The 13,409-nt window shown below is 62.8% G+C and carries 12 protein-coding genes; 6 read left to right on the top strand and 6 right to left on the bottom strand.

Features of this window, described 5'->3' with window-relative positions; all coding sequences use genetic code 11:
• The first annotated feature begins 54 nt into the window (after positions 1-54).
• Positions 55-1,407, top strand: coding sequence for a glutamine synthetase family protein (locus tag QMO82_RS29945; protein WP_183606666.1), 1,353 nt, complete (start codon positions 55-57; stop codon positions 1,405-1,407).
• Between the two features lie 18 nt (positions 1,408-1,425).
• Here QMO82_RS29945 and QMO82_RS29940 read toward each other — a convergent pair whose 3' ends face one another.
• Positions 1,426-2,370: a diacylglycerol kinase family protein gene (locus tag QMO82_RS29940; protein ID WP_183606275.1), complete on the bottom strand. Its 945-nt coding sequence runs from the start codon at positions 2,368-2,370 to the stop codon at positions 1,426-1,428.
• A 300-nt stretch (positions 2,371-2,670) separates the two neighbouring features.
• Here QMO82_RS29940 and QMO82_RS29935 point away from each other — a divergent pair, with 300 nt between their 5' ends.
• Positions 2,671-3,900 carry an MFS transporter gene (locus QMO82_RS29935; RefSeq protein WP_183606274.1) on the top strand — a complete coding sequence of 410 codons (1,230 nt, stop codon included), beginning with the start codon at positions 2,671-2,673 and terminating at the stop codon, positions 3,898-3,900.
• On the opposite strand, the gene QMO82_RS29930 is transcribed toward QMO82_RS29935, so the two are convergent.
• On the bottom strand, positions 3,865-4,263 hold the full coding sequence (locus QMO82_RS29930; RefSeq protein ID WP_183606273.1) for a helix-turn-helix domain-containing protein: 399 nt from the start codon (positions 4,261-4,263) through the stop codon (positions 3,865-3,867). The two genes, QMO82_RS29935 and QMO82_RS29930, sit on opposite strands and share 36 nt — an antisense overlap.
• Before the next feature lie 103 nt (positions 4,264-4,366).
• Here QMO82_RS29930 and QMO82_RS29925 point away from each other — a divergent pair, with 103 nt between their 5' ends.
• Both QMO82_RS29925 and mgtE read left to right on the top strand, forming a co-directional pair.
• A complete protein-coding gene (locus QMO82_RS29925; protein WP_183606272.1) occupies positions 4,367-5,380 on the top strand; it encodes a zinc-binding alcohol dehydrogenase family protein in 1,014 nt (337 codons plus the stop codon).
• 310 nt (positions 5,381-5,690) lie between these two features.
• Positions 5,691-7,064, top strand: coding sequence for a magnesium transporter (gene mgtE / locus QMO82_RS29920; RefSeq protein ID WP_183606271.1), 1,374 nt, complete (start codon positions 5,691-5,693; stop codon positions 7,062-7,064).
• A 238-nt stretch (positions 7,065-7,302) separates the two neighbouring features.
• Here the strand turns inward: mgtE and QMO82_RS29915 are convergent, their stop codons facing one another.
• On the bottom strand, positions 7,303-7,824 hold the full coding sequence (locus tag QMO82_RS29915; protein ID WP_183606270.1) for an Lrp/AsnC family transcriptional regulator: 522 nt from the start codon (positions 7,822-7,824) through the stop codon (positions 7,303-7,305).
• A gap of 95 nt (positions 7,825-7,919) precedes the next feature.
• On the opposite strand from QMO82_RS29915, the gene QMO82_RS29910 reads away from it, so the two are divergent.
• On the top strand, positions 7,920-8,825 hold the full coding sequence (locus tag QMO82_RS29910; protein WP_183606269.1) for a DMT family transporter: 906 nt from the start codon (positions 7,920-7,922) through the stop codon (positions 8,823-8,825).
• 82 nt (positions 8,826-8,907) lie between these two features.
• On the opposite strand, the gene QMO82_RS29905 is transcribed toward QMO82_RS29910, so the two are convergent.
• Together QMO82_RS29905 and QMO82_RS29900 are read right to left on the bottom strand one after the other, a co-directional pair.
• Positions 8,908-9,522, bottom strand: a complete 615-nt coding sequence (locus tag QMO82_RS29905; RefSeq protein WP_097611290.1) for a L,D-transpeptidase — start codon at positions 9,520-9,522, stop codon at positions 8,908-8,910.
• A 136-nt stretch (positions 9,523-9,658) separates the two neighbouring features.
• Entirely contained in the window at positions 9,659-11,323 is a 1,665-nt protein-coding gene (locus tag QMO82_RS29900; protein WP_183606268.1) for an electron transfer flavoprotein-ubiquinone oxidoreductase, read from the bottom strand.
• A 351-nt stretch (positions 11,324-11,674) separates the two neighbouring features.
• Between QMO82_RS29900 and QMO82_RS29895 the strand changes: the two genes are divergently transcribed.
• Positions 11,675-12,463: an SDR family oxidoreductase gene (locus QMO82_RS29895; RefSeq protein WP_183606267.1), complete on the top strand. Its 789-nt coding sequence runs from the start codon at positions 11,675-11,677 to the stop codon at positions 12,461-12,463.
• A 10-nt stretch (positions 12,464-12,473) separates the two neighbouring features.
• Here QMO82_RS29895 and QMO82_RS29890 read toward each other — a convergent pair whose 3' ends face one another.
• The gene (locus QMO82_RS29890) at positions 12,474-13,352 is read right to left on the bottom strand and encodes a phosphotransferase family protein (RefSeq protein ID WP_183606266.1); all 879 of its coding nucleotides are present in this window, start codon (positions 13,350-13,352) and stop codon (positions 12,474-12,476) included.
• Between the last annotated feature and the right edge of the window lie 57 nt (positions 13,353-13,409).

Raw genomic sequence — 13,409 nt, 5'->3', positions numbered from 1 at the left:
GGCTGCTATCGATGGGATAGGAGCTTGGCCTTGTCCCGGAGGATTTTCAAGGTCATGGCGAGCGACAGGATAGACGGCAAGACCGATGGCGGCGACCCGCGTTTTGAGATCCTAATCGTCGGCATGAACGGCGACCTGCGCGGCAAGCAGCTTCCGCTCGACGCACAAGGCAAGGTCTGGGCCGGCGAGATCCGCCTGCCGACCTCGACGCAATCGCTCGACATCTGGGGCGACGACAATGACGACATTACCGGCCTGTCGTTGACGATCGGCGATCCCGACGGCATGGTCGTTGCGGACCGGCGCAGCCTGGCGCCGATGCCCTGGGCGCCCGAGGGTTCGATGCAGGTGCTGGCCAGCATGCACGAGTTCGACGGCAGCCCGAGCTTCATGGATCCGCGCGCCATCCTCGCCTCGGTGCTGGAGCGCTATGCCTCGCGCGGCCTGACGCCTGTGGTGGCGACCGAGCTGGAATTCTATGTGATGGCGGGAGACTGGCGTGAAACCGGACGCCCCTCCCCGCCCGAAAACCTCACCTATCGCGGCGAACCGAACGGTTTCCAACTCTACGACATGAGCGCCGTCGACGCGCTCGACGATTATCTCCAGACGCTGAGAGCCTATGCGAGGGCACAGGGGTTGCCGGCGGATGCGACGACGGCGGAGTTCGGCCCGGGCCAGTTCGAGGTCAACCTGCTGCACCGCCCGAATGCGCTGGCGGCCGCCGACGATTGCCTCTGTCTCAAGCGCATCGCCGAGCAGGCAGCGCGCCGGCACGGGCTGAAATCGACCTGCATGGCCAAGCCCTATTCCGACCATGCCGGCTCCGGCCTGCATGTGCATGCGAGCATCATCGACCGGCAAGGCCGCAACATCCTCGATGCCAAAGGCGGTGAGCCGAAGCGGCTGAAATCGGCCACGGCGGGCCTGCTCAAGACCATGCGCGAGGCGCAGCTGATCTTCGCTCCCTTCGCCAATTCCTACCGGCGCTTCCAGCCGGGTTCATTCGCCCCTGTTGATCTCACCTGGGGCAGCGGCCATCGCGGCACGGCGATCCGCATACCCGATAAGGATGGGCCGGCCGCCCGCATCGAGCACCGCGTCGCCGGCGCCGACGCCAATCCCTATCTGCTGCTGGCGGCGATCCTCGGCGGCATGCTCACCGGTCTCGATGGCGAATTCGATCCCGGCGAGGAGACGACGCCCTCGCACACGCCGCCGAATACGGCCCGGCTGACGCATGATTTCCTCACCGCCGTCGAAACCTTCCGCACCTCGCCCTTCATTGCCGATATCTTCGGCGATCAATATCAGGCGCTCTATGGCGACACCAAGCGCAAGGAAGCGCTGGCGCATCTGCGCACCGTCTCGGATTTCGACTACCGCACCTATCTGCCGCGGCTCTGAAACCTACGCGGGGCCGGTTTACGCGGCGGGCTCACGGCGTTCGCTGGCGTGCACCTGCGCCGCAAGACCCTGCTTGACGAGAACCTTCAATTCGCCCGGATGCAGCCGGATCGAGACATCGCGTTCGAGCGGCAGCAACTCACCGTCCATGACGCAATTGGCCTTGAAGCGCAGTTTCGGGAAATGCAGGTGCACTTCGGCCGGGTGCAGCACCATGACGTCGGCATTCTCGCGGAACTTGCCGCGCAGCATATCGATGGCGAGACGGGCGACACCCAGAGGCTTCAGCGGATTTGCCGTGTAGAAGCCGAGTTCGCCGCTTGTGAGATTGTCGGCGTAGAGCAGCGCGTTCTCGCCGAAAGGATTGTTGGAGACTGAAATCGCCGACACCCTGCGACGCTCCCGCATGCCGGCCGCCTCGAAATCGACCTCGAATTCCGGCGGATTGAAGATGACCCCCAAGGCCGCCTTTGTGCTTGCCCGGATCTTGCCCAGCCGCGAACGATAGCTGTAGGCGTTGCGGTAGCGCACCATGCGGGCATGCAGGCCGGCGGAAAACTGATGGATGAAGGGCCGGCCGTTGGCGCTGGCAATATCGACATTGTCGACCTCGCCGGTGGCAAGCACGTCGAGCGCCTGCCAGATATCGAGCGGCACACGCAGCGAGCGGGCAAAGAGGTTCATCGTGCCGGCAGGCACGACGCCGAGCGCGATGCCGTTCTTCCAGGCGATCGAGGCCGCCGCCGAAATCGTGCCATCGCCGCCGCCGGCGACGATCCCGTCGATATCGTCGCGCTTGGCCGCCCGCTCCATGGCGGGAATGATTTCCTTTCCGGAGAAGACGATGGCATCGAAATCGTGCCCCGCTTCGCGGAAAGCCGCCTCTGCCCTCTTTTCGTAGGCCAGCATGTCGGTGGTCTTGAAGGTGCCGCCGTCGCGATTGAAAAAGCCTACAAGCTTCATAAGGGCTCCAGTCCCTGGCGTGGAGATAATCCGGCCTATGTCCATCAGATGGTTGCGATCAAGGCGATTTCAAGCGCCGCCACTTCCCCGCGGAAATGACAGAAATGCAAAATTTGCAATAGACGTATGCACATAGCAGGACGCTGCACTGCAAAAAATGCACTCGACGCCAGCCTGAACGTTAGGGATAGATGAAGTATCGGGGACATGGGTCTCCACCTCCCGCCATTTTACGATCGGCTCGCGGCCGCGCCTGCGTCACGGGCCATTTCCAAGCAGAAACCGCCTCGAGGAGCTCTCGTGAGCCAGATCGCCATTCATGATTCCATCGATAGCCAGCCGGATGAAGAGTTGCCGTCGGCAACGACCGTGGCGCTGGTGCAACTGGCGCTCGCCTGCGGCGGCTTCGGCATCGGCACCGGCGAGTTTGCGATCATGGGGCTGCTGCCCAATGTCGCCGAGACTTTCTCGGTCACAACGCCGCAGGCCGGCTACGTCATCAGCGCCTATGCGCTCGGCGTCGTCATCGGCGCGCCCGTCATTGCCGTGCTCGCCGCGAAGATGGCGCGCCGCACCTTGCTCTTGACGCTGATGCTGGTCTTTGCCATCGGCAATATATCAAGCGCGCTGGCGCCGACCTTCGAGACCTTCACCTTGCTGCGTTTCGTCAGCGGCCTGCCGCATGGCGCCTATTTCGGCGTCGCCGCCCTTGTCGCAGCCTCGATGGTGCCGGTGCATCGCCGCGCCCGGGCTGTCGGCCGCGTCATGCTCGGCCTGGCCGTCGCCACCCTTCTCGGCACGCCGTTGACGACGTTCTTCGGCCAGTCGCTCGACTGGCAGGTGGCGTTTTTCTCCGTCGGCGTGCTCGGCCTGCTGACGGTGGCGCTGATCTGGTTCTACGTTCCGAAGGACAGGGTTTCCGAGGAGGCCGGGTTCCTGCGCGAACTCGGCGCCTTCCGCCGGCCGCAGGTGTGGCTGACGCTTGGCATCGCCGCCGTCGGCTACGGTGGCATGTTTGCGATGTTCAGCTATATCGCCGCGACGACGACCGAGGTGGCGATGCTGCCGGAAACCGCCGTTCCGATCATGCTTGTTCTCTTCGGCGTCGGCATGAATGCCGGCAATTTCATCGGCTCGTGGCTCGCCGACAAATCTCTGCTCGGCACGATCGGCGGCTCGCTCGTCTATAATATCGTCGTCCTGACCACCTTCTCGCTGACCGCCGCCAATCCCTACATGCTCGGCCTCTGCGTCTTCCTCGTCGGCTGCGGTTTTGCCGCCGGACCGGCGCTGCAGACGCGGCTGATGGATGTCGCCGCCGATGCGCAGACGCTGGCCGCCGCGTCCAACCATTCCGCCTTCAACATCGCCAATGCGATCGGCGCCTGGCTCGGCGGCCTCGTCATCGCCTGGGGCTACGGTTTTGCGGCAACCGGTTATGTCGGCGCAGCGCTCTCCTTCCTCGGCCTCTTCGTCTTTGCAGCCTCGCTACGCCTAGAACGCCGCGACCGGAGCGCGCAGACCGTCTGAGGCCAAGCGCAGCTCGCGGCCTTCCGGGCTGCAGAAGACATACTGGTCACCCCAGGCGGCCAACGCCTGGATGACAGGCTTCAGCGTCATGCCGAGCGGCGTCATTGCATATTCGACCCTCGGCGGCACGACCGGATAGACGGTGCGTGATACCAGACCGGACTCCTCCAGTTCGCGCAGTTGCTTGGTCAGCATGCGCTGGGTCACCGCCGGTAGTTTGCGGCGGAGTTCGTTGAAGCGCAGGGTTCCTTCCATCAGATGAAAGAGGATCACGCCCTTCCACTTCCCATCGAGGTAAGTGAGCGTCGCCTCGACCGGGCAGCCGGGGAAATTCTTGACGAGCTTGGCGCGCGGCAATGACATTTTACAGTATCCTTTTGGGTACTACGTACAGAATTTGTGCATTCTTGCGTTGTCAGAACATAATGCGCATCTAGCTTCCGTGCAACGAACACAGGAGTTTCCCATGCGCGCCGTCGCCTACAAAACGCCCCAACCGATCTCCGCCGAGACCTCGCTGATCGATGTCGAGCTGCCGATGCCGGAGGCCAGGGGCCACGATCTGCTCGTCGAAATCAAAGCCGTTTCGGTCAATCCCGTCGACGTGAAGGTGCGCGCCCATTCCGCGCCGTCCGCAGACGAGCTCAAGACACTCGGCTGGGATGCCGCCGGCATCGTCACGGCCATCGGCGCTGATGTCACCCTGTTCAAGCCCGGCGACGAGGTGTTCTATTCCGGCGTCATCAGCCGCCCGGGCAGCAATGCCGAATTCCATCTCGTCGACGAGCGCATCGTCGGCGCCAAACCGAAGAGCCTCGATTTCGCGGCTGCGGCCGCCTTGCCGCTGACTTCGATTACGGCCTACGAGGCGCTGTTCGACCGGCTGAAGGTGCAGGACGCGGTGTCGGGAGCGGGACGATCCATCCTGATCATCGGCGGGGCTGGCGGCGTCGGCTCGATCGCCATTCAGATCGCCCGGGCATTGACCGATCTGACGGTGATCGCCACGGCCTCGCGGCCGGAAACGCAGGATTGGGTGAAGGAACTCGGCGCGCATCACGTCGTCGACCATTCCCAACCGATCGCGCCGCAGGTGGCAGCGCTCGGCATCGGCGCGCCCGGATTCATATTTTCGACCACCAATACCAATAGCCATATCGGCGACATCGTCGAAGCGATTGCGCCGCAAGGCCGCTTCGCGCTGATCGACGACCCGAAGACCCTCGACATCGTGCCCTTCAAGCGCAAGGCCGTGTCCGTTCATTGGGAGCTGATGTTCACCCGCCCGCTCTACGGCACGCCTGACATGATCGAGCAGCACAAGCTGCTGAACAAGATTTCCGAGCTGGTCGACGCCGGAAAGATCCGCACGACGCTTTCAGAAATCGTCGGGCCGATCAATGCGGGAAACCTCAAGACGGCGCATGCCATGGTCGAAAGCGGCAGGATGAAGGGCAAGGCGGTGCTTGCAGGATTCTGAGATCGCAGCCAGCAGGCCCGGTGTTTCCCGCAACGTCGTATAAACCGTACCCGCCCATAATGCCGCATCGTGGGGTGCGACATTCTGGCGTTAAGCATTTACCCCGCTTGACTTTTTTCGCGTTCGGGACCACCTAGCATCCACGTGGACGGCACTTGTCTTCCGCGGATTTCAACGGAGCCATCTTAACGATGCCAAGCGACAGTAGCAGTCGATTGCCTTTGCCGTACGCGGCCCTCGTGCGCTGACCGACTCCTGTCGGCTCGCCCGATCGGACGCTACGGCGGATCGACGGAAAGGCGAGCCTCAAATGAATATCAATCGCTTCCCTCTTCGGGCAGGCCATGCCGCCCGTGCCTTCATCAACAACAGCCGCGGCGCAACGATCGCCGAACGCGTCGAAGCGTTGAACGCGCTGAGCGTCCAGGACGCCGGGCGTGTGCTATGCGGCATGCCGCTCGACTATGCCGTCAACATTCTCGACCGGCCGGAGCTTCGCAACGCAGCACAGATCCTGGCACTGATCAGCGCCGAGGACGCCGCCCGGCTGCTGCACGGCATGTCGAATGACCGCGTCGCCGACGTGCTGCTCGAACTCGACGGCGAGACCCGCGCCCGACTGTTCTCCAGCCTCGACGAACCGGTGCGCATCGCGATCCAGCACCTGATGGGCTATCCGCCGCGCACGGCCGGCGGCATCATGACGACGGAGTTCGTCAGCGTGCCTGACAGCTGGACGGTCGCCCAGACACTCGACCATGTGCGCCAGGTCGAACGCTCGCGCGAAACCGTCTACGCCATTTATGTCCTCGACGAGATCAGCCATGCGCTCATGCATGTGGTGACGCTGCGCCGGCTGATCACCGGCGAGCCGGATGCTTCCATCCTTTCGGTGGCTCAGAAAGGCGTGCCGGTTTCAGCCGATCCGCTGATGAAGCAGGAGGATGTCGCTCGGCTGATCCGCAAACACGACCTGCTCGCCCTGCCCGTCATTGACGAGAATGGTCAGGTGCTCGGCATCGTCACCGTCGACGACGTAATCGACACGATGATTTCGGACACGACGGAAGCGGCCCAGAAGTTCGGCGGCATGGAGGCGCTCGGCCAGCCCTACATGAAGATCGGCTTCGCCGGCATGATCCGCAAGCGCGCCGGCTGGCTCGCCGCCCTCTTCCTCGGCGAGATGCTGACGGCAAGCGCCATGCAGCATTTCGAAGGCGAGTTGGAAAAAGCCGTGGTGCTGACACTGTTCATCCCGCTGATCATGAGCTCGGGCGGCAATTCCGGTTCGCAGGCGACGTCGCTGATCATCCGAGCCCTGGCGCTCGGCGAGCTGAAGCTTTCCGACTGGTGGAAAGTGCTCCTGCGCGAACTGCCGACCGGCATCGTGCTCGGGGCCATCCTCGGCCTCGTCGGCTTCGTCCGCATCGTCTTCTGGCAGTCGGCCGGGCTCTACGATTACGGCCCGCACTGGCAGATGGTCGCCATTACGGTATTTGCCGCCCTGATCGGGATCGTCACCTTCGGCTCGATCTGCGGCTCGATGCTGCCCTTCCTGCTGCAGAAGCTCCGGCTCGATCCGGCCAGCGCCTCCGCCCCCTTCGTCGCCACGCTGGTCGACGTCACGGGGCTCGTCATCTACTTCTCGGTGGCGCTGCTCATCCTCAGCGGGACGCTGCTGTAGCGTTTGCAAACGGCAAGACCCTCAAGAAAGACCCCTCCCCACAAGGGGGAGGGGCTTAACCTGCCGCACCCGTTTTCCATATCTGCGACGTTTCGAGTGGAATGAGGCGGGCGCTCCGGCTTAGTCCCTCCCCCTTGTGGCGAGGGGTTGGGGAGGGGTAAGCGGCAGGCGGATGGGGCTGGTTTCGGCAATCTCCCGGGCCGAAGATGCCCCGAACAACTGCCGGCAAACAGGGGAATTATTTTCCCTCGGGCAGCTTCAACGGCCCATGCGTCTTAATGCTGCGGATGGCGAAGTTCGAGCGGATGTCGCTAACATTCGGCAGGGTCAACAACGTTTCGGTCAGAAGCCGCTCATAGGCGGCGAGATCTTCCACCACCACCTCGGCGAGGAAATCGGCCGTGCCCGAAATCAGGAAGCAGGAGACGATCTCGGGGATGGCGAGCAGCGCCTTCTGCTGCGCCTCGGAATTTTCACGGCTGTGCTGGACGACCTTGAATTCGACGAAGACGGTCAGGCCGAGACCGACCTCCTTGCGATCGATATCGGCCGTGTAGCCGCGGATGATGCCGGAACGTTCGAGATTGCGGATGCGGCGCAGGCAGGGCGACGGCGACAGGTTCACCTTCTCGGCGATCTCGACATTGGTGGCCCGCGCATCCTCCTGCAGGCACTTCAGGATGGCGATATCGAATTTATCAAGATTTGGCATTTTCGCGATTCCTGTCGGCACTAATTGGCAGAAGATTGCGTCTAGCATGATTTTTGAGCCATAGATAGCAAGGACATGCCCTGCCCTCTGGCGCTAGTCTTTTCTCAACCGGAGAGGCTCCGGACTAGGGAAAGGACAGGACGATGACCACCATTGCATTTTCCGACGACAAGTCGCCATCGCAGGCGCTGGGCTATGCCGGCGGCACTGTTACCGTACTGATCTGGGCGACATGGTTTCTCGTCACCCGCCACAGCGCCGCAACGCCGCTCGGCTCGATCGACATCGGGCTGATCCGCTTCGGAATTCCGGCGCTGGTGCTTTCACCGGTCTGGCTGAAGACCGGATTGCTGCCGAAGGCCCTGCCGCTGCATCTGCTGGCAATCATGGTCGCCGGCTCGGGCGCCGTCTTCTTCCTGCTGACCACGCTGGCCATTCATTCGACGCCGGCTGCCTCTTCCGGCATTCTGCTCGGCGGCTCGATGCCGCTCGCCGCGGCGCTGATCGGGATTGCGCTGTTTGGCGAAAGACCTGACGGCACGCGCATTACCGGGCTTGCCGCAATCGTCGCCGGCGTGCTGGTCCTGCTCACACATAGCCTGACGGATGCCTCGCTGCCGTGGACGAGCTTCGTGCTGCTGCCGGCAGGCGCCGTTCTGTGGGCAAGCTATACCCATGCCTTCCGCCGCTCCGGTCTGACGGCCGTGCAGGCGAGCGCACTGATCGCCGTCTGGTCCTTCCTGATCATGGCCGCGCTTGCCCTCGCCTTCGGGATCTCGCTGCCGCAGGCTCCTCTGCAGGAAATCGGTCTGCAGGCGCTGAGCCAGGGCGTTCTTTCCGGCCTCGTCGCCATGGTGGCCTACGGCACCGCCGTCAGAAGACTCGGCGGGACACAGGCCGCCGCCTTCACGGCGCTGACGCCGGTTCTGGCAACGCTTGGCGGCGGCTTCCTGCTTGGCGAACCGATCGGCCTCACCGAAATCAGCGCCGCCGTGATCACCGGCATCGGCGTCGCGCTTTCCACGGGTATCGCCGCGACGCGCCGCTGACCGCCAGCCGGGGCCAACAAAAATCGAAGCCGCCGGCAGCGATCGCTGCGGCGGCTTTTTCAATGAACTAGATTTTAGTCGCTCAAGCCTGGATGACGACGACCCTGGCGCCAACCTCGACGCGGCTATAGAGGTCGATCACGTCGTGGTTCATCATGCGGATACAGCCGCTCGACATGGCAAGACCGATCGATTGCGGCTGGTTGGTGCCGTGAATGCGGAAATGCGTGTCGCCGCCGCCGCGATAAAGATACATCGCCCGCGCGCCAAGCGGGTTGTTCGGGCCGCCCGGCATGCCGCCGGCGAGCTTGCGATAGCGTTCTTCGCGGCGCTGCATGTTTTCGGTGGGCGTCCAGCTCGGCCATTCGGCCTTGCGGCCGATATAGGCATCGCCGGCAAATGCCAGCCCCTCGCGGCCGACACCGACACCGTAGCGCATCGCCCTGCCGTCACCGAGAACATAGTAGGCGCGCCGCGCCGGGGTATCGACCACCACTGTGCCGGCAGCGTGCGTGGTTTCATAGGCCACCTCCTGGCGGCGGAGTTCCGGCTTGATCTTGTCGATCGGCACCTGCTTCAGCGGGAATTTTTCGTCCGGAAGTGCGGCGTAATTCGTCTGGCTGTTCAAGCCGGTCGATGAGCAGCCGGCGACAAAAAGGGGCAGAGCGATCAGGAAGCCCCGGCGCGAGATCGTCATGAATGTGTCCTTAGTGCGTCAAGAAGATGTCGCAAGCTAAGAAGATTATGGTTAATGAACGGCTAACAGCCGCCCGCAACAAGCGATCACGAAGGCGCCCGCACGTGAAAATTGTCGGCGGTGGGGTTCATCCGCATCACATATTCGGATAGACCGGCCCCTCTCCGCCCTGCGGCGGCACCCAGTTGATGTTCTGGTTGGGGTCCTTGATGTCGCAGGTCTTGCAGTGCACGCAGTTCTGGGCGTTGATGACGAAGGTCTGTTCGCCCTCCTTCTCCACCCATTCATAGACGCCGGCCGGACAGTAACGCGTCGACGGGCCGGCATAGATGTCGTGCTCCGAACGCTTCTGCAGCGCCATGTCCTTGACCTGCAGATGCACCGGCTGGTCCTCCTCGTGATTGGTGTTCGACAGGAACACCGAGGACAGGCGGTCGAAGGTCAGGACGCCGTCCGGCTTCGGATAGGCGATCGGTTGGTGCTGGGCGGCCGGCTCCAGCGACTGCGCATCGGTCTTGCCGTGTTTCAGCGTGCCGAAGAACGAAAAGCCGAGCAGCGTATTGGTCCACATGTCGAAGCCGCCGAGCGCCACACCGAGGGCCGTGCCGAACTTCGACCAGAGCGGCTTGACATTCCTCACCCGCTTCAGGTCGCGGCCGATGTCGCCCTTGCGCCATTCGTTTTCGATCTCGGCGACCTCGTCATGGCTGCGCCCGGCTTCGATTGCCGCCGCCACCTTCTCGGCCGCCAGCATGCCCGACAGCACCGCATTGTGGCTGCCCTTGATGCGCGGCACGTTGACGAAACCGGCCGAACAGCCGATCAGCGCCCCGCCGGGGAAGGACAGCTTCGGCACCGACTGATAACCGCCCTCGGTGATCGCGCGCGCCCCATAGGACAGCCGCTTGCCGCCCTCGAAGGTGGTGCGGATCGCCGGATGGGTCTTGAAGCACTGGAATTCCTCGAAGGGATAGAGATAGGGGTTCTTGTAGTTCAGGTGGACGACGAAGCCGACCGCCACCAGATTATCTTCCAGGTGATAGAGGAAGGAGCCGCCGCCGGTCTTCATGCCGAGCGGCCAGCCGAAGGAGTGCTGCACCAGGCCCTGCCTGTGGTGCTCCGGCTTGACCTCCCAGAGCTCCTTGATGCCGATGCCGAATTTTTGCGGTTCGCGATCCTTCTGCAGATCGAATTTGGCAATCAGCTGCTTGGCTAGCGAGCCGCGCACGCCCTCGCCGATCAGCACATATTTGCCGAGCAGTTCCATGCCGCGGGTATAGTTCGGCCCGGGTTCGCCGTTCTTTTCGATGCCCATGTCGCCGGTGGCGACACCGATGACCGCGCCCTGGTCATTGTAGAGCACTTCGGTGGCCGCAAAACCTGGATAGATCTCGACGCCGAGTTCTTCGGCTTTGGTGGCCAGCCACCGACAGACGTTTCCGAGCGAGACGATGTAGTTGCCGTGATTGTTCATCAAGGGCGGCATCAGCACATTCGGCAGGCGGATCGAGCCGGCCGGCCCAAGCAGCAGGAAGTGGTCGGCGCTGACCTCGGTCTTGAAGGGATGGTCGGCTTCCTCACGCCAGCCGGGCAGCAGCCGATCGATACCGATCGGATCGACAACGGCGCCGGACAGGATATGCGCCCCGACCTCGGAGCCCTTCTCCAACACCACGACTGAGAGTTCCGGATTGACCTGCTTCAGCCGGATTGCGGCAGAAAGACCGGCCGGCCCCGCGCCGACGATCACGACGTCGAATTCCATGCTCTCGCGTTCGGGCAGCTCAGTCGTCTCGGTCATTCACTCGTCTCCGCTTGGCCGCACGCGGCCGTCATCCCTCATGGTCACTTTCTTGTCAAAACGAGAAAGCATTGTCGAGCCGGGATACGACAGCCAATCTTCAATTCGCACAATCATATGCCTCGGCAGGCAAAATTATATAACGTTTACGTTAACGTCAATTCTCAAACGTTGCCGAACCGATCACGCTCCCTTTCCTTTTCCGCCACTTGCGCCTTATACATCGCCTGGAGCAATTCCGGGAAAAGTGTGAAGCGGTTTTCCGTCCGGAGTTGCGCGAAAACAAAGAGATAGAGCCTTTTCGTGATTCGAAGAAAAACGGAAATGCTCTGGAGATATTGGAGGACAATCATGGATCTCGGCATCACAGGCAAACGCGCGCTCGTCCTCGCCTCCTCGCGTGGTCTCGGTCTCGGCATCGCCGCGGCACTGGCGCGCGAAGGCGCAAACGTGCTGCTCTGCGGACGCAGTGGCGAGCAACTGGAGGCCAATTGCAAGGCGATCAACAGCGAAAGCAAAGGCCGGGCCGACTGGATCTGGGCCGACCTCGGCGATGAACGGTTCGTCGAGACGGTGACGGCGGCGGTGAAGGAGAAGTTCGGCGGGCTCGATATCCTCGTCAACAATACCGGCGGGCCGACGCCCGGCACGACCGAGGACATGACGGGCGAAAAACTCGAGATCTATTTCCTCTCCATGGTCGCCCGCGTGATTACCCTCACCAATGCGCTGCTGCCCGGCATGAAGGCGCAGGGCTGGGGCCGCATCCTGACGGTGGCCTCCTCCGGCGTGATCGAACCGATCGCCAATCTGGCGCTGTCGAATACGCTGCGCCCTGCCCTGGCCGGCTGGAGCAAGACACTTGCCTCGGAGGTGGCGGGTTTCGGCGTTACCACCAACCTGCTCTTGCCGGGCAGCATCCTGACCGCACGGCTCGACGATCTCGACGGGGCGGCGGCAAAGCGGACGGGCAAGAGCCTCGAAGAGGTCCGTGCCGACAAGGAAGCGCGCATTCCGGTCGGCCGCTACGGCAGGGTGGAGGAATTTGCCGCAACGGCCGCCTTCCTCTGCAGCCAGCCGGCAAGCTACATCACCGGCTCGCTAATCCGCTGCGACGGCGGCGCGGCACGATCCGTCTGACGGCTGCGCCTCAGGCGACGTGGGCGGCGGCGGCCCATGTCGCAACATTTCGCACCATCAATTCGACATGGGCCGGATCGTCCGCAAGCTCGGCGAGTTCGGAAAGACGATGGAAGCCCGTCAAGATCGCAATGCGCCGCCGGTCGAGCTTGCGTCCGGTCAGCATTTCATAGGCCGATACGATGCGGGCGGTCAGATCGGGCGAGATGAAGTTCGAATAGATGAATTCCTGGTGCAACGGCCCAAAGCCTGAATCGGCAAAATCATAAATGCCGTTCAGCCGCTTTTGTGCATGGTCGAACGCCATGTTCCAGCCATGACCGTCGAAGAAGCCGTAGGTCTTGCCGTGGGGATCGGGCGGCAAGGCTTCGAAATCGGAAATAATGGCCTGTGCAAAGCTGCCGATCTCGGGCGGCAGCAGCGGCAAGGCCTTCGTTCGCACCGCATCCGACGATTGCCAGGCCTGGATCGGCCCGGCGCCGGCCGACCTTATGCGATCGGCATCGAGCACGTGCAGCTCGGCGTAAAAACGGGCGAGATCTTCGGCGAGGTGCTGACGATCGCCTTCGCGAAGCGCATCGTAATCTTCGGCAATCAGATGTTCGCCTTCGAGCTTGGCATGGCTGGAGAAGATCGGCGGCCCGTCATGAATGCGCATGTCGGGAACCGCGATCGACAGCGACGGCCTGATGATGTCGAGCAAGGCGGCTTCCTTCACAAGTGCTCGTTCCGCGCCCGGATGGCGGGGAAACTTGAAGATCAGCGTGTCGTCGACGTCGACGGCAAGTGAATCCCAGCTCTTCGCCGCCAGCTTGAAGACGGAGGCCGTGAGTTCAGGAAACACGCTGGTTATGAGAGTGCGAAATTCGCTGGCGTTCAACTCGGTCATGGCGACCTGCCTTCTTTGGTTTTTCCCTGTTTTTCCCCGCGCAATCGACGGCTTGCG

Source organism: Rhizobium sp. BT04, from assembly GCF_030053135.1.
Classification (GTDB): domain Bacteria; phylum Pseudomonadota; class Alphaproteobacteria; order Rhizobiales; family Rhizobiaceae; genus Rhizobium; species Rhizobium binxianense.
Note: the sequence above shows the minus strand (reverse complement) of the source record. Positions and strands in the feature narration are given on the sequence as shown.

What these genes read in the sequence shown, in the direction of transcription:
- QMO82_RS29945 (WP_183606666.1), top strand. Translation starts at nt 55, where the DNA reads ATGGCGAGCGACAGGATAGACGGCAAGACCGATGGCGGCGACCCGCGT.
- QMO82_RS29940 (WP_183606275.1), bottom strand. Translation starts at nt 2,370, where the DNA reads ATGAAGCTTGTAGGCTTTTTCAATCGCGACGGCGGCACCTTCAAGACC.
- QMO82_RS29930 (WP_183606273.1), bottom strand. Translation starts at nt 4,263, where the DNA reads ATGTCATTGCCGCGCGCCAAGCTCGTCAAGAATTTCCCCGGCTGCCCG.
- QMO82_RS29925 (WP_183606272.1), top strand. Translation starts at nt 4,367, where the DNA reads ATGCGCGCCGTCGCCTACAAAACGCCCCAACCGATCTCCGCCGAGACC.
- mgtE (WP_183606271.1), top strand. Translation starts at nt 5,691, where the DNA reads ATGAATATCAATCGCTTCCCTCTTCGGGCAGGCCATGCCGCCCGTGCC.
- QMO82_RS29915 (WP_183606270.1), bottom strand. Translation starts at nt 7,824, where the DNA reads ATGCTAGACGCAATCTTCTGCCAATTAGTGCCGACAGGAATCGCGAAA.
- QMO82_RS29910 (WP_183606269.1), top strand. Translation starts at nt 7,920, where the DNA reads ATGACCACCATTGCATTTTCCGACGACAAGTCGCCATCGCAGGCGCTG.
- QMO82_RS29905 (WP_097611290.1), bottom strand. Translation starts at nt 9,522, where the DNA reads ATGACGATCTCGCGCCGGGGCTTCCTGATCGCTCTGCCCCTTTTTGTC.
- QMO82_RS29900 (WP_183606268.1), bottom strand. Translation starts at nt 11,323, where the DNA reads ATGACCGAGACGACTGAGCTGCCCGAACGCGAGAGCATGGAATTCGAC.
- QMO82_RS29895 (WP_183606267.1), top strand. Translation starts at nt 11,675, where the DNA reads ATGGATCTCGGCATCACAGGCAAACGCGCGCTCGTCCTCGCCTCCTCG.
- QMO82_RS29890 (WP_183606266.1), bottom strand. Translation starts at nt 13,352, where the DNA reads ATGACCGAGTTGAACGCCAGCGAATTTCGCACTCTCATAACCAGCGTG.